The following is a 13,883-nucleotide window of genomic DNA, read 5'->3' on the forward strand; positions in this document are numbered from 1 at the left end:
CCCGATGCGGATCCAGACGGAAGGCCGCGCCGAGTCCTATGGTGACGCTAGGCGAATTGAACGCCGGTCTTCGGCTCGAGCCAGTGGAGCCATTTGCGTTGCATCGCCTTCTCCAGATCGATGCCTGCGCGGTCGCAATAGATCAGAAGCATGCCCAGGACATCGGCCGCCTCGTCGCCTAGCGCGTCCGGATCGGCGGCGCCCCGCGCGCGGCCGCTGATCCGCAGATGTTCGGCCGTCAGCTCGCCCAGTTCCTCCTGCAGCTTCAGGATCGCCCAGTCGCCGGAGCGGTCGATGCCGTGTTCGGCGGCATAGATGTCGGAGATGCGAGCGACCTTCTCCGACAGTTCGGATAGGATCATATGGCGACGGCCGCCTTGATGTGCGGGTGCGCCTCGTAACCCGACAGGACGAAGTCCGACGGATCGAAGGCGAACAGGTCGCGCTTTGCCGCGATGGTCATGGTCGGCAACGCCAGCGGCTGGCGGGTCAGCTGGAGCGCGGCCTGTTCGACGTGGTTCGAATACAGGTGGGCGTCGCCAAGGGTGTGGACGAAGTCGCCCGGCTCCAGCCCCGTGACCTGGGCCACCATCATGGTCAGCAGCGCATACGATGCGATGTTGAACGGCACACCCAGGAAGACATCGGCCGAGCGCTGGTACAGCTGGCAGCTCAGCTTGCCGTCGGCGACGAAGAACTGGAACAGGCAGTGACAGGGCGGCAGGGCCATGTCCTCGATATCGGCCGGGTTCCAGGCCGAGACGATGTGACGCCGGCTGTTGGGGTTGGCCTTCAGCCCCTCGAGCAGGCGCGCGATCTGGTCAATCGACTCGCCGTTCGGCGCGGCCCACGACCGCCACTGTTTCCCGTAAACCGGACCCAGCTCGCCATTCTCGTCGGCCCACTCGTCCCAGATCGAGCAGCCGTTCTCCTTCAGCCAGCGGGTGTTGGTCTCGCCGCGCAGGAACCACAGCAGTTCGACGATGATCGAGCGCAGGTGCAGCTTCTTGGTCGTCAGAAGGGGAAAGCCCTTAGACAGGTCAAAGCGCAACTGGCGGCCGAACACGCCCAGGGTGCCTGTGCCGGTGCGGTCGTCGCGACGCACCCCGTTGTCGAGAATGTCGCGCAACAGGTTGAGGTACTGGAATTCCGGATGATCGGCCGGCGCGGCGCCGATACGGTCCTGAAGTTCACTGATCTGGGCCACGGCGTTCATCGCCACAGTGTGCCGGTGATTCGCCGCCGTCACATCGGCGCGATTCGGTTGCTCACAGGAAATTGGCCTCGCCTGCGACCGAATCTGGCGCACCCGCGTGGCAGGGTTCCGGCTTGAACCGCGCCAGCCAGATCAACTCTCCCGGACATCTACGGTCAGGGCGGCGCGATGCCCCGCCGACGGGGTGCGCTCGCCAACCCCTGCCTCTATTCGTGCTCGGTCCAGTAACTCCCATGATTTGAATGAGATGGGGAAATTATCGCTCACGGACACAGAGAAGTTGGACTCTTTGGACTCCGTTTTTTTGAGTCCAATCCGGCGGTTCAGCCTCCGAACCCGCCCTGATCCAGAAAGGCCTGTTCCTCCGCCGTCGTCTCGCGGCCCAGCGCCCGGTTGCGGTGCGGGAAGCGGCCGAAGCGAACGATGATGTCCCGGTGGATGTGGGCGTACTTCAGCACCTCGGGCATGTCGGCGCACAAGGGCAGGGCGGCGTCCTGTTCGGCCAGGGCCTCGGAATGCTCGAACGGGGTGACGAAGAACTGGCGCAGATCCGGCTCGAACGTCTGGGGCCAACCGCGCTCCCAGGCCTGTTTCGCGTACATCAGCCCCAGGCTGTCGGTGGCGAACTGGTGCGCCGTGCCGCGGTAAGAGTTCCGGGGATACTGATCGAGCAGGATCATCAGGGCCAGGGCGCCCTCGGCCGTCTCGATCCAGTCATCCAGTTCCCGCCGGGCGGCGGCCCAGTGCGGGTCGAGAGCAGCCTCGCGGAACGCGCGGTCGAAGGCCTCGTCCTTGGCGTACCACTTCTGCGGCCCCGCCTCTTTCCAGAAGGCGACGACGGAGGAAGGCGTTATGAGGACGGTCATGAGCCAGCTTGTACCCAATCCGCTTCCCGTCTTCCACGACCGCGACTGCGACCTGTCGATCATCCGCGGCAAGCGGGTGGCGATCATCGGCTACGGCAGCCAGGGGCGGACCCACGCACTGAACCTGCGCGACAGCGGCGTCGTCGACATCGTCGTGGGGCTGAAGGCCGGTTCGACGACGCGGGCGAAGGCAGAGGCCGACGGCTTCCGTGTCCTGACCGCCGGCGAGGCGACGGCGGGCGCCGACGTCATCGCCGTCATGGTCTCCGACGAGGCGCATCGTGACCTGTATCGCGATGAGATCGAGCCGAGCATCCGGCCGGGCGCGGCCCTGATCTTCGCCCACGGCCTGTCGGTGCGGTTCGGGCTGGTGACGCCGCGCACCGACCTCGACGTCATCCTCGATTCGCCCAAGGGCATCGGACCGCGCATCCGCGATCTCTACGAAGCCGGGGAGGGAGTCTTCTGCCTGTTCGGGGTCCATCAGGACGCGACCGGCGGAGCCCACGCCCTCGGCCTGTCCTATGCCGCGGCTCTGGGCTGCGGCCGCAAGGGCATTCTGGAGACCACCTTCGCCGCTGAATGCGAGAGCGACCTGTTCGGGGAACAGGTGGTGCTGTGCGGCGGCGTCGGCGAACTGATCGACGCGGCCTTCATGAAGCTGGTCGACGCCGGCTATCCGCCGGAGGTGGCGTGGTTCGAATGCTTCTACGAGGTCAAGCTGGTCACGGACCTGATGTACGAACGCGGCATCGCCGGGGCCTTCGCCAAGATCTCCAACACCGCCGAGTACGGCGCCTATCTGACCGGCCCTCGCGTGATCGGGGAGGCGTCGCGGACGGCGATGGACGGGGTGCTGGCCGATGTGCGCGACGGGTCGTTCGTGAAGCGGCTGATGGCCGACTACGACGCCGGTTCGCCCGAACTGCTGGCGCGCAGGAAGGCGCTGGGAGGCCGTACGATCGAGGCCGTGGGCCTGCGTCTGGGGGAGGTGGCGACAAGGGCGGAGGACTGAAACGAAAAGAGCGCTCCTGACGGGGCGCTCTTTCGATCGTATCGGGGGTTCGGACACCCCTGCATAAATGGTCGGAGTGAGAGGATTCGAACCTCCGACCCCTGCCTCCCGAAGGCAGTGCTCTACCAGACTGAGCCACACTCCGACTTGGAGGCGGGCTTATAGCGAGGGGTTTCGGAGCCTGCAAGCGCGATCCGGGGCTTTGCAAAATAGTCCGGAAACCGGGTGTTGCATCCCCGGCAGCCTTGGCGTATTCGACCGCCTCCTTCGGGCCCAGGCCCTCGGGCGCACCGGTCCTGCTGGGGAATGGTGTAATGGTAACACTCCGGTTTTTGGTACCGTCATTCAAGGTTCGAGTCCTTGTTCCCCAGCCACGGCCTTCCAGGCAGTCCAGCCATGACCACGCCCTCAGGGGCGGGCGTCAGTGCGTCGTTTCGGGCCGTATAGTCAGGCGCACGCGGATGCCGACACCGGCTCCGGCCGCGGATTCGATGACCATGGCGCCCCCCAGATGGGCGACCAGCCCCTCCACCAGCGCCAGGCCGTCCCCCTTGGCGAGGTCGTCCGCGCCGATCCCCGAATCGCGAACCACCAGGCTGACGCCGTCGGAGGCCCGGGAGCAGGCGATGGCGATGGAGCCCCGGCGGTCTTCCGGGAAGGCGTGGCGCACGGCGTTGGAGATCAACTCGTGCACGATGATGGCCAAGGGCAGGGCGTGGCTTTCCGGCAGGGCGGTCGGGGCGGCGCGGAGGTCGATGCGCACGCCGCGAGTCTCGCAGGTCCGCCGCCAGAAGCCCGTCGCGTCATCCAGGTAGGCGGCGAAATCGACTGACCCGCCCTCCACCACGCGGCGATTGATCAGACCCATGGCGGCGACGATGTCGCTGAGCCAGGTCAGATGCCGCCGGCTCTCGGAATCCCGGACGCTGCGCAGCCGGATGCCGACCAGCGCCTGGAGCAGCTGATAGCCGCCAGGCAGCGGCGGATCGATCTCGGCGAGTCTCAGTTCCGAGTCGGCGGCCATTCGCCCCCCAAGGCGCGTAAATCGGAGATTCTGATACCTCACGGTGAACCAACTTTCCAAGCGCGCGTTTGGATGGTGCGGTAACCGACACAGTAACCTTTACGACCGTCGGCGGGGCGCTTTGGTGAGTAGATTGCAGCAGACGTCTGGCCTGCGGGTCATGATCGGGGAGGACCAGGCGATCCTCGCGATGGAACTTGAGCTCGTGCTTGGCGACGCCGGGTGCGACGTGGTCGGCTGCGCCATGGATCGCAAGGGCGCCTTCGAGATCGCCGAGCGCGAGCGGCCAAGGCTGGCGCTGGTGGATGTCAACCTGCTGGACGGGATGACCGGGCCGCAGATCGCGCATCGACTGGTGAGCGACTACGGTATGGCCGTGATCTTCCTGACCGCCAACCCGGAACAGATTCCCGACGGATTCGCGGGCGCGCTAGGCGCTGTGTCCAAGCCGTTCGACGAGCAGACGATCCGCGCCGTTGAGGCCTTCGCACAGCGTTTTATCCTGACCCGGACGGTGGGCGATCCGCCGAGGCGGTTCCGGCTGGCGCCGTGGCTGACCACGCCGCCGGCGGACATCGCCCCGCACTGATCAGGTGAGACCTCCGGTCAGATCGATTCCCGGAGCCTTGGGCGGGACGCCGGTCGGATCGAGATCAAGCTGCATCAGGTGGACGTCCAGCCACCGATCGAACTTCCAGCCGACCTGATGGTAGCGACCCACGCGGCCGAATCCGAGGCGTTCATGCAGGGCGATCGACGCCTGACTGGTTGTGCTGTCGCTGATGGCGCCGATGATATGGCGCAGGCCCAGCTCGCGGGCCCGATCGATCAGGGCGACCAGCAGCGCGCGGCCGATGCCGCGGCCGCGCGCGGTCTCCTCGACATAGATCGAGCCCTCGACGCCGTAGCGATAGGCCGGACGCGGCCGGAACGGCGAGGCGTAGGCATAGCCCGCGAAGGCGCCGTCGATCTCTGCCACGAACCACGGCAGACCCCTGGCGCGGACGGCGGAGAAACGGCCGGTCATCTCGGCCAGCGAGGGCGGCTCCAGCTCGAACGTCGCCGTGCCGGTCAGAACCTCGCGGCCGTAGAGGGCCGTGATGGCGGGGAGGTCGTCGGGTGTCGCCTCGCGGATCACGCGGCCTCCCACCCCCGTTGGATCGCCCAGACCGCGAAAGCGTAGTCGTGGGCGACTTCCTTCAGATAATCGAAACGGCCGGAGGCTCCGCCGTGGCCGGCCTCCATGTTGATCTTCAGCAGGACCGGCTTGCCCGAGGTCGTCGCGGGCCGCAGCCGGGCGACCCACTTCTCGGGCTCCCAGTAGGTCACGCGGGGATCGGACAGGCCCCCCGTGGCCAGGATCGCCGGATAGGCCCTGGCCTCGACGTTGTCATAGGGGCTGTAGCTGGCAATGTAGTCATAGGCCTGGACGTCCTCGATCGGATTGCCCCACTCGGGCCATTCCGGCGGCGTCAGGGGCAGGCTGACGTCCGACATGGTGTTGATCACGTCCACGAACGGCACCTGGCCGATGACCCCGGCCCAGAGCTCGGGCCTCATATTGGTCACCGCCCCCATCAGCAGGCCGCCTGCGGACCCCCCTTGCGCCACGATGTTCCCGGCGCGGGCGTAGTCGCGGCTGATCAGATGGTCGGCGGCGGCCGTGAAGTCCGTGAAGGTGTTCTTCTTAGTAAATTTGCGTCCGTCGAGGAACCAACCCCAGCCCTTGTCCGAGCCGCCCCGGATGTGGGCGATGGCGTAGATCCAGCCGCGATCGACCAGCGACAGCCTTCCGGTCGAGAAGCTAGCCGACATTGGGATGCCGTAGGAGCCGTAGCCGTAGAGCAGCAGGGGTGCGGACCCGTCGACGGGCGTCGAGCGACGACGCAGAACAGTGACCGGCACCAGCTTGCCGTCCGAAGCAGGGGCGTTCAGCCGCTCGACCACATAGTCCGCCGGGTCGTGGCCCGAAGGGACCTCCTGTACCTTGCGCAAGGTCCGCACACGGGTGGCGAGGTCGTAGTCGTAGCTCGAGGTCGGGGTCGACGGCGAGTTGTAGCCGTAGCGCATCGTCGTGGTTTCGAACTCCGACGCCCCGGCCAGCGACAGGGCGTAGGCCGGTTCGTCGACGGCGATCTCGTGCTCGTCGCCCGCGCGGCTGCGGATGACGATCTTCGTATTGGCGTCGGCGCGCTCCTGCCGGGCGAGGAAGCTCTTCACCACGGCCACGCCCTCGATGAAGCGGCCGGGCGTGTGGGGGACCAGGTCCTCCCAGCTGGCGCGGGCGGGCCTTTCGGTCGGGGTCTGGACAATCTTGAAGTCGATGGCGTCGTCGGCGTTGGTGCGGATGACCCAGCGGTCCTGCCAGTGATCGACGTCGTAGCGGACGGCGACCTCGCGCTCGGCCAGGATGACGGGCAGGTTCGTCGGCCGCTGGCCGGAAATGTAGCGGGCCTCCGAAGTCTCCTGATTCTGGATCGAGATGACGATGAAGGCGTCGTCGGAGGTGCGTTCGACGCCCATGAACATGCCGTCATCGGCTTCCTCGTAGACCAGTGTCGTTTCGCCGCCGCGGGAGGGGCGGCGGAAGATCTTGTCCGGGCGGCCGTTGTCGTCGCGGTTGGTCCAGAAGATCCAGCAGGAGCAGGGCGAGAAGGTGAAGTTGCCGGTCGCCGACGTGATCGGGTCGGGCAGGACCTCGCCGGTCGCCAGGTCGCGGGTGTAGATGTGGTGGACCTCCGACCCCTGGGCGTCTTCGGCATAGGCGAACAGGGTGTGGTCGGGGCTGTGCTCGACGGCCGAGACCTCTGAATAGGCCTTGCCCTCGGCCAGCAGGTTACAGTCCAGCAGCAGTTCGGGCGTCGGGGCGACGATGAAGTTCTTAGTCACCTGTCGCCCGTCGGCGATCCAAGTTCCCTGGCGCTCGACACGCATATAGCGGGGGTGCTGGTCGCCGGTGCGGTATTCGGTGAAATACTCCCACGGGCCGTCGGGCGAGGGGACGGATGAATCGTCCTCCTTGATGCGGCCCTTCATCTCCTCGAACAGCTGCGCCTGCAGCGGAAGGGTCGAGGCCAGCATGGCCTCGCGATAGGCGTTCTCGGCCTCCAGGTGCTCCTTGACATCGGCCTTGATTAGGGTCGGGTCGCGCAGGACGGCCTGCCAGTTGTCATCCTTCATCCACTGATAGTCGTCGGTGCGTATGCGCCCCAACTGTTCGATGACGACGGGAATCTTCCGGGCGACGGGGGGCGAAGGCGACATCTGGGCTCCGGGGGAACGGGCGAGGGCGGGGGAGGCGGCGGCGAGCGCCGAGGCGGCGGTCGTGGCGACGAATTCGCGGCGGTTCATCGTGGTCGCTCCCCTGTAAGTCAGTGGCGCAGCTTGTGCGACCGGCATGCACGCCGTCAAATGCAGCGCCCGTCCAGGAAGGTTGCCCATGATCGAGATCCCGCCCGCCCAGGACGCCGCGCCGCCGCCGATCGTCGCCCATGTCTGGGACCTGACGGTCGGTCTGATCGACGCGACGGTGCAGCTGGACCAGCCGTCGGGACCGACCACGCGGACCGTGGGCACCGGGTTTCTGATCCAGGCGCCGAGGCCCGACGGGACGCCGCGGGTCGTTCTGGTCACCGCGGCCCATGTGCTGGAGACCATGAACGAGGCCGAGGCGCGGATCGGCTGGCGCACGCCGCTGGGTGACGGGACGTGGCGTTTTGATCCCGAGCCCCTGACGATCCGCGACGCGGAGGGGCAGCCGCTGTGGACCCAGCATCCGGATCGCGATGTGGCCGTGATGGAGGTGCAGGCCCCGGAAGCTTTCGCCCGGGCAGCGATCCCCCTGGGCTGGCTGGCGGACGAGAACGCCTTCGACGCCTGGCAGGTGGGGCCGGGCGATGAGCTGTTGTCGCTGGGCTTTCCGCGCGGACTGTCGGCCAACCGGGCCGGTTTTCCGATCCTGAGGGTCGGGCGGATCGCGTCGTATCCCCTCTCGCCCGTCAGCGCGTTTCCGACCTTCCTGCTGGATTTCACCGTCTTCCCCGGCAACTCCGGGGGGCCGGTCTTCTGGACCCCGAGCGCGCGGAAGCGTCCCGGCACGACGGAGCCGGAGACCGCCTTCATCGCCGGCCTGCTGAGCCAGGAGGTGAGGGTCAACGACGAACAGCTCGAGATCGGGGTGGTGACCCACGCCGTCTATATCCGCGAGGCAATCGAGATGCTGGACCGATAGGCTCCGCACGACGCTCAGGCCGGGCTGGATTGGACTCCGGAAAAACCGAGTCCAAAGAGTCCAACGACCAGTAAATTTCGAACATCTTCAGGGTGTTGGAACGATGTCCTGATTGGACTCGAGTCCAATGCGAGTCCAACGCTCTTGCCTGATCCGACGATTTCACAAGCCTCCTTGAGGAGGTGGGTGTGGCTCTCCTGCCGCGCAAGAGGCCGTGAGGAATAAATACCTCTTACCTTCGCTCGCTTGGCGCTGCTCTACATTCAACGGTGCTGACTTTATCACCGTGCACCCCGGCGAAGGCCGGGGTCCAGATGGCGCACTCCGACTCTCGGCACGAAGATGAGCGCCAAATTCCAGCCGCCTGGGTCTGTGATCTGGACCCCGGCCTTCGCCGGGGTGCACGGAAAAGCCAAGGGCGCCTGGATGAATCTCTAACCCACCACCGCACCGGGAAGAGACAGGAGCGCCTAAGCCCCCAGCGCTTCGCGGGTCATCCGCGACAGCAGGTCGCCGCCCTGACCGATGGCCGCGAGGCGGCTGGAAGCGTGGCCGAGGATGTTGGCGGCATAGACCTCATAGAGGTCGATCTTGCCCTGCAGCCAGGCCGGATCGCCGTCGTGGGCGTCGAGACGGGCCCTGGCCGCCAGGGCCCCCCTGGCCAGCATCCAGCCGCCGATGACGTCGCCGAGCAGCTTCAGATAGGCGTCAGCGGCGGCGAGTACATCGGCGCCGCGCGCCGCATCGGCCTTGGCGTCGAGCAGCCACAGGGTCGCGTCCTCGACCGCGCCGATAGCGGCGGCGAACCGCTCGACGGGCTTGCCGGTGTAGAGCGCCCCGAGGACCTTCAGCGTCGCCTTCATCTCGGTGATGACAGCCTTGGCCGATGCGCCGCCGTCATGGGACAGTTTGCGGCCGACAAGGTCTATCGCCTGGATGCCGTTGGTGCCTTCGTAGATCGGGGTGATGCGGGCGTCGCGGTAGTACTGGGCGGCGCCGGTCTCCTCGATGAAGCCCATGCCGCCGTGGATCTGGATTCCGTCCGAGGCCACGTCGCAGCCAACGTCGGTGCCCCAGGCCTTGGCGATCGGCACGAACAGGTCCTCACGGCCCTTCCAGGCCCTGCGCTCGTCCTCGGTGGCGGCGTGCCGGGCCATGTCCGCGGCGACCCCGGTGGCGAAACAGATGGCGCGGGCGGCCTCGATCTTCGCCTTCATGACCGCGAGCGTACGGCGGATATCGGGGTGGTCGATGATCGGAGCGTTGGCCTCTCCGGTCCAGATCGAGCGGCCCTGACGCCGGTCCAGCGCATAGGCCAGGGCGTGCTGGTAGGCGCCCTCGGCGACGCCGACGCCCTGGACGCCGACGGCCAGGCGGGCATTGTTCATCATCACGAACATGTGAGCCAGGCCCTGGTTCGGCTGACCGACCAGCTCGGCGCGCGCGCCTTCGTAGCTCATGACGCAGGTCGGCGACGCGTGGATGCCCAGCTTGTGCTCGATGCCGACCGGCCGGAAGTCGTTGCGGGCGCCGAGCGAGCCGTCGGCCTTGACCTCGAACTTCGACGCCAGGAACAGGCTGATGCCCTTCGGTCCCGGAGGGGCGTCAGGCAGGCGGGCGAGGACCAGATGGACGATGTTCGGCGTCGCGTCGTGGTCGCCCCAGGTGATGTAGATATTCTGGCCGTTGAGGGCGTAGGTCCCGTCGCTGTTCGGCGTCGCGGTCGCCGTCAGGGCGCCCAGGTCCGAGCCCGCGCCCGGCTCGGTCAGGACCATGGCGCCGGTCCATTCGCCGGAGACAAGCCTGGGCAGGTAGGTTGTCTTCTGGTGGTCGGTGCCGACCTGCTCCAGCGCCTCGATCGCGGCCAGAGACAGCATGGGGCACAGGGCGAAGGCCATGTTGGCCGACTGGATGGTCTCGTAGGCCGCCAGCTCCAGCGCCTTGGGCAGGGCCTGGCCGCCAGCCTCGGCCGAGGCCGTCAGACCGGTCCAGCCGCCCTCGGCGAACTGGCGATAGGCGTCGGCGAAACCGGGCGCGGAGGTGACCGAGCCGTTGGCGTAGGTCGAACCCTTCTGATCGCCGATGCGGTTCAGCGGCGCCAGCACGCCTTCGGAGAACTGACCGGCGGCCTCCAGCACGGCGCCCAGAACGTCGGCGTCAAAGTCCGGGAAGGCGCCGGTGGCAGCGACCTGGTCGATGCCGGCGATGGCGGTCAGGCTGAAGGCGAGATCCCGAACGGGGGCGCGATAGGTCATGGCGGAAATCTCCGGTCGGGCTGAAGCGTCTTCTTACTCAAGTCACGCAGTGCGTCAGACCTTCTTGCGACGATGCCGTCGCGTCAGGCAAGGGACCGCTTGGCCTGCGCCGTCCGTTGCGGCAGGCTGTCTGCGACGCGTCGGGGGAATATGCATGGCCGAGCCTAGAAACCGATACTCGATCGTGTCGCTGGTCTTCCACTGGGGACTGGCGCTGCTGGTCCTGTGCCAGGTGCTGCTGATCACGGCGAAGGAGGCGACCGACGGGCCGATCTCGCGTGAGTTCGTGCAGATCCACAAGGCGCTGGGCCTGACCGTCCTGGTCCTGACCCTGGCGCGCATCGGCTGGCGGCTGGCCAACCCGGCCCTGCCCATGCCGCCTGGCACCCCGGACTGGCAGAAGTTCGCAGCCAAAACGACGCATGTGCTTTTCTACGTGCTGCTGATCGGCATTCCGATGTTCGGCTGGGCGGCGGCGGCGAGCGCCGGTGGACGGGACATCGACTGGTTCGGACTGTTCAACTGGCCGCTGCTGCCCGTCGAACGGAGCCGCGCTATGGCCGGGACCCTCATGGGCCTGCACGAGGCCGGGGTTAAGGGGCTGTACGTCTTGCTCGCCCTGCATGTGCTGGCGGCGCTGAAGCATCATTTCGTCGATCGCGACAATGTCCTGCACCGGATGATCCCCCTGATTCGCCGGCGGCCCTGAGATGCGCCTGGCCCTGATCGCATTGCTGATTGGGGCGGCCTGTCTGGCGACGGGCGCGAGCCGGGCCGAGGTCGAGCGCTGGGCCGTCGTCCCGGGTGATTCGGTCATCACCATGCGGGTCGGGACCCCGGTCGGCGCGCGGACCGGGCGGTTCACGCGCTGGACGGGCGATATCCGTTTCGATCCCGACGCCCCGGAGACGGCGCAGGTCGCCATCGAGGTCGAGGCGGCGTCGCTGAGAATGGATGACGGCCGCCTGACGTCCACGGCGGCCGGTGCAGGCTTTCTCGACAGCGGCCGCTATCCGCGCATCGCCTTCCGCCTGACCGGTCTGGAACCGGCCGGCGGGCAGCGCTTCACGGCCTGTGCGGACATCACGATCAAGGGCGTCACACGGTCCGTGAGGTTCCCCGCGACCTTGCGCAGCGAAGGGCGGACGGCGCAGATGACCGGCGGCTTCTCGCTGGATCGGGCGGCCTTCGGCATTGGAACGCGTGGACCGTGGAACGGACTGATCGGACGGCAGGTGAGGGTGAACGTGTCCCTGGCGACGCGCCCGGTCGGCTGAGCGGGGTCGAGGGCGCCGTCGCGGCGCTGCGGGCCGGCGAGCTGCTGATCATGCCGACCGAGACCGTCTATGGGCTGGCGGCGGACGCCGGGAACCCCGATGCGGTCGCAAAGATCTTCGAGGCCAAGGGACGGCCGCGTTTCAATCCCCTGATTTCGCATGTGGCAGATGCCGTGGCGGCCGAGCGGATCGCCGTCTTCGACGATGCGGCGCGGCGTCTGGCGGCGGCCTTCTGGCCCGGGCCGCTGACGATCGTGGCGCCGTGCCGGGACATGACGGTAGTCAGCGATCTGGCGCGTGCAGGGCTGGACAGTATCGCGGTGCGGGTCCCCGGCCATGCCAGGGCCCGGGCGGTGCTCGACGCGTTCGGCGGTCCTGTGGTGGCGCCCTCGGCCAACCGGTCCGGGCGGCCCAGCCCCACGACCTTCGCCGATGCCATGGAAGAGACGGGCTCCTTCGCGAGCGCGGCACTGGACGGCGGGCCGTGCGCGGTCGGGGTCGAGAGCACCGTCGTTTCGGTGCTGGACGGGCGGGTGGCCCTGCTGCGGCCCGGGTCGGTGACGCGCGAGGAGATCGAGGCCCTGGTCGGGCCGCTGGACGGGGCGGGCGAGGGGCACAGGTCGCCCGGACGGCTGACCCGCCACTATGCACCGGTCTCGCCGGTACGGCTGGAGGCGGGCGAGGCCGGGGCCGGGGAAATCCTGCTCGGCTTCGGGCCGGGGGTCGGCGTCGAGCGCTGGAGTCTGAGCCCGTCAGGCGACCTGCGGGAGGCCGCGGCGAACCTGTTCCGGCTGTTGCGTGAGGCCGATCGGGAAGGCCCCGCAGCGATCGCCGTGGCGCCGATCCCCGCGACCGGACTGGGCGAGGCCATCAACGATCGATTAGAGCGCGCCGCCGGCTTCGTCGGCTAGCCGAACCGCGCCTGCAGATCGACGCTTGACCGCACCCCCACATCTCCGAAGCAACTGTCCAGCCATTCCTCCGCCGCCGCGCGCCCGCGTGTCTTCAGGTCGTTGAGGAAGGTCCATTCGGTGTTGAACTTGGATCCCAGCGAAAGGTCGCCCAGCCAGCCGTCGGCCTCGATGGCGTGCATCAGGATGTGGCGATACTGCTCGCGGGCGGAGGGGGTGAGGCGGCCGTCCTCGATGAGTTCCTGGACGAAGGCGACGGCGCGCAGTTCGGCGACCAGCGGCGCGTTGAAAACGACCTCGTTCAGCCGGTCCATGATGTCGCCGGCGGCCTTGGGCGCATCCGCGCGCTCGAAGGCGTTGAGGGTGATCAGGAGGACGTCGTCCGGCGTGTCCTGATAGAACAGGGGCCACAGCGGCGGATTGGCGAGGTAACCGCCGTCCCAGTAGGGCTCGCCGTCGATCTCCACCGCCTGGAAAAGGTGGGGCAGGCAGGCGGAGGCGAGCAGGACCTGATCCGTGATCTCGCTCGAGGTGAAGACGCGGGACTTCGCATGGCGGACGGCCGTGGCGGCGACGAAGAACTTCACCTCGGAGGCGCGAACGGCCTCGAAGTCGATCGTGGCCTGCAGAACCCGTTTCAGAGGATTGTGATTCAAGGGATTGAATTCATAGGGCGACATTGACATCGCGAGGGTCTCTGACGCCCGCCACAGGGGCGAGTCCTTCAGCCAGGTCGGCTGCAGGGCATTGGACCAGATCGAGGTGTCGCCGAACACGTTCTTGCCGCCCGACTGGTTCGTCTCGCGCCACAGTTTGTCCAGCGCCTCGCGGGCTCCGTCGGCGCCGCCGATGGCCAGGCCGGAGACCAGGGCGGCGCCGTTCATGGCGCCGGCCGAGGAGGCGGTGACGGCCCGGATGTCGACGACGTCGGCCTCGAGCAACCGATCGAGAACGCCCCACTGGAAGGCGCCGTGCGCGCCGCCGCCCTGAAGCGCGAGGCAGATGGAGCGGCGACCGCTGACGGGCGGTTCAGGCGCTGCGGGCGCCGGGGTCGACTTGCGTTTGAAAAGCGCCATCGTCTCCCCTGC

General features: G+C 67.6%; 14 protein-coding genes and 2 tRNA genes. 7 read left to right on the top strand and 9 right to left on the bottom strand.

Features of this window, described 5'->3' with window-relative positions; all coding sequences use genetic code 11:
- Positions 1–47: 47 nt before the first annotated feature.
- The 3 genes from ACP7AU_RS01620 to ACP7AU_RS01630 form a co-directional block, all read right to left on the bottom strand.
- Positions 48–362, bottom strand: coding sequence for a phosphoribosyl-ATP pyrophosphohydrolase (locus ACP7AU_RS01620; RefSeq protein ID WP_426035519.1), 315 nt, complete (start codon positions 360–362; stop codon positions 48–50).
- Positions 359–1,216: a thymidylate synthase gene (locus ACP7AU_RS01625; RefSeq protein ID WP_426050421.1), complete on the bottom strand. Its 858-nt coding sequence runs from the start codon at positions 1,214–1,216 to the stop codon at positions 359–361. Before ACP7AU_RS01625 ends, ACP7AU_RS01620 begins: the two co-directional genes overlap by 4 nt.
- Before the next feature lie 323 nt (positions 1,217–1,539).
- Positions 1,540–2,082 carry a DUF924 family protein gene (locus tag ACP7AU_RS01630; RefSeq protein WP_426035521.1) on the bottom strand — a complete coding sequence of 181 codons (543 nt, stop codon included), beginning with the start codon at positions 2,080–2,082 and terminating at the stop codon, positions 1,540–1,542.
- Here ACP7AU_RS01630 and ilvC point away from each other — a divergent pair.
- Positions 2,081–3,097: a ketol-acid reductoisomerase gene (gene ilvC, locus ACP7AU_RS01635; protein WP_426035523.1), complete on the top strand. Its 1,017-nt coding sequence runs from the start codon at positions 2,081–2,083 to the stop codon at positions 3,095–3,097. The genes ACP7AU_RS01630 and ilvC overlap by 2 nt on opposite strands.
- A gap of 68 nt (positions 3,098–3,165) precedes the next feature.
- On the opposite strand, the gene ACP7AU_RS01640 is transcribed toward ilvC, so the two are convergent.
- Positions 3,166–3,242 (bottom strand) — tRNA-Pro (locus ACP7AU_RS01640).
- Positions 3,243–3,397: 155 nt separating this feature from the next.
- On the opposite strand from ACP7AU_RS01640, the gene ACP7AU_RS01645 reads away from it, so the two are divergent.
- Positions 3,398–3,471, top strand: a tRNA-Gln gene (locus ACP7AU_RS01645).
- A 47-nt stretch (positions 3,472–3,518) separates the two neighbouring features.
- Here ACP7AU_RS01645 and ACP7AU_RS01650 read toward each other — a convergent pair.
- Positions 3,519–4,121, bottom strand: a complete 603-nt coding sequence (locus ACP7AU_RS01650; RefSeq protein ID WP_426035525.1) for a sensor histidine kinase — start codon at positions 4,119–4,121, stop codon at positions 3,519–3,521.
- 133 nt (positions 4,122–4,254) lie between these two features.
- On the opposite strand from ACP7AU_RS01650, the gene ACP7AU_RS01655 reads away from it, so the two are divergent.
- Positions 4,255–4,710: a response regulator gene (locus ACP7AU_RS01655; protein WP_426050307.1), complete on the top strand. Its 456-nt coding sequence runs from the start codon at positions 4,255–4,257 to the stop codon at positions 4,708–4,710.
- Here ACP7AU_RS01655 and ACP7AU_RS01660 read toward each other — a convergent pair whose 3' ends face one another.
- Together ACP7AU_RS01660 and ACP7AU_RS01665 are read right to left on the bottom strand one after the other, a co-directional pair.
- The gene (locus ACP7AU_RS01660; RefSeq protein WP_426050308.1) at positions 4,711–5,259 is read right to left on the bottom strand and encodes a GNAT family N-acetyltransferase; all 549 of its coding nucleotides are present in this window, start codon (positions 5,257–5,259) and stop codon (positions 4,711–4,713) included.
- Positions 5,256–7,472: a S9 family peptidase gene (locus ACP7AU_RS01665; protein ID WP_426050309.1), complete on the bottom strand. Its 2,217-nt coding sequence runs from the start codon at positions 7,470–7,472 to the stop codon at positions 5,256–5,258. Before ACP7AU_RS01665 ends, ACP7AU_RS01660 begins: the two co-directional genes overlap by 4 nt.
- A gap of 88 nt (positions 7,473–7,560) precedes the next feature.
- Here ACP7AU_RS01665 and ACP7AU_RS01670 point away from each other — a divergent pair, with 88 nt between their 5' ends.
- The gene (locus tag ACP7AU_RS01670) at positions 7,561–8,352 is read left to right on the top strand and encodes a trypsin-like serine peptidase (protein ID WP_426035533.1); all 792 of its coding nucleotides are present in this window, start codon (positions 7,561–7,563) and stop codon (positions 8,350–8,352) included.
- A gap of 470 nt (positions 8,353–8,822) precedes the next feature.
- On the opposite strand, the gene ACP7AU_RS01675 is transcribed toward ACP7AU_RS01670, so the two are convergent.
- Positions 8,823–10,607, bottom strand: a complete 1,785-nt coding sequence (locus ACP7AU_RS01675) for an acyl-CoA dehydrogenase (RefSeq protein ID WP_426050310.1) — start codon at positions 10,605–10,607, stop codon at positions 8,823–8,825.
- 154 nt (positions 10,608–10,761) lie between these two features.
- On the opposite strand from ACP7AU_RS01675, the gene ACP7AU_RS01680 reads away from it, so the two are divergent.
- The 3 genes from ACP7AU_RS01680 to ACP7AU_RS01690 are packed head-to-tail and all read left to right on the top strand — an operon-like array spanning position 10,762 to position 12,795.
- Positions 10,762–11,316 (top strand): cytochrome b, encoded by a 555-nt coding sequence (locus ACP7AU_RS01680; protein WP_426050311.1) that lies wholly within the window; start codon positions 10,762–10,764, stop codon positions 11,314–11,316.
- 1 nt (position 11,317) lies between these two features.
- Positions 11,318–11,884, top strand: coding sequence for a YceI family protein (locus ACP7AU_RS01685; protein WP_426035539.1), 567 nt, complete (start codon positions 11,318–11,320; stop codon positions 11,882–11,884).
- On the top strand, positions 11,818–12,795 hold the full coding sequence (locus ACP7AU_RS01690) for an L-threonylcarbamoyladenylate synthase (protein WP_426050312.1): 978 nt from the start codon (positions 11,818–11,820) through the stop codon (positions 12,793–12,795). Before ACP7AU_RS01685 ends, ACP7AU_RS01690 begins: the two co-directional genes overlap by 67 nt.
- On the opposite strand, the gene ACP7AU_RS01695 is transcribed toward ACP7AU_RS01690, so the two are convergent.
- The gene (locus ACP7AU_RS01695; RefSeq protein WP_426050313.1) at positions 12,792–13,871 is read right to left on the bottom strand and encodes a patatin-like phospholipase family protein; all 1,080 of its coding nucleotides are present in this window, start codon (positions 13,869–13,871) and stop codon (positions 12,792–12,794) included. The genes ACP7AU_RS01690 and ACP7AU_RS01695 overlap by 4 nt on opposite strands.
- Between the last annotated feature and the right edge of the window lie 12 nt (positions 13,872–13,883).

This window comes from Brevundimonas sp. SL161, assembly GCF_049896985.1.
In the GTDB taxonomy this organism is placed as follows: Bacteria; Pseudomonadota; Alphaproteobacteria; order Caulobacterales; family Caulobacteraceae; genus Brevundimonas.

Coding starts and splice junctions, on each gene's coding strand:
- ACP7AU_RS01620 (WP_426035519.1), bottom strand. CDS start 362: ATGATCCTATCCGAACTGTCGGAGAAGGTCGCTCGCATCTCCGACATC.
- ACP7AU_RS01625 (WP_426050421.1), bottom strand. CDS start 1,216: ATGAACGCCGTGGCCCAGATCAGTGAACTTCAGGACCGTATCGGCGCC.
- ilvC (WP_426035523.1), top strand. CDS start 2,081: ATGAGCCAGCTTGTACCCAATCCGCTTCCCGTCTTCCACGACCGCGAC.
- ACP7AU_RS01630 (WP_426035521.1), bottom strand. CDS start 2,082: ATGACCGTCCTCATAACGCCTTCCTCCGTCGTCGCCTTCTGGAAAGAG.
- ACP7AU_RS01650 (WP_426035525.1), bottom strand. CDS start 4,121: ATGGCCGCCGACTCGGAACTGAGACTCGCCGAGATCGATCCGCCGCTG.
- ACP7AU_RS01665 (WP_426050309.1), bottom strand. CDS start 7,472: ATGAACCGCCGCGAATTCGTCGCCACGACCGCCGCCTCGGCGCTCGCC.
- ACP7AU_RS01670 (WP_426035533.1), top strand. CDS start 7,561: ATGATCGAGATCCCGCCCGCCCAGGACGCCGCGCCGCCGCCGATCGTC.
- ACP7AU_RS01675 (WP_426050310.1), bottom strand. CDS start 10,607: ATGACCTATCGCGCCCCCGTTCGGGATCTCGCCTTCAGCCTGACCGCC.
- ACP7AU_RS01680 (WP_426050311.1), top strand. CDS start 10,762: ATGGCCGAGCCTAGAAACCGATACTCGATCGTGTCGCTGGTCTTCCAC.
- ACP7AU_RS01685 (WP_426035539.1), top strand. CDS start 11,318: ATGCGCCTGGCCCTGATCGCATTGCTGATTGGGGCGGCCTGTCTGGCG.
- ACP7AU_RS01695 (WP_426050313.1), bottom strand. CDS start 13,871: ATGGCGCTTTTCAAACGCAAGTCGACCCCGGCGCCCGCAGCGCCTGAA.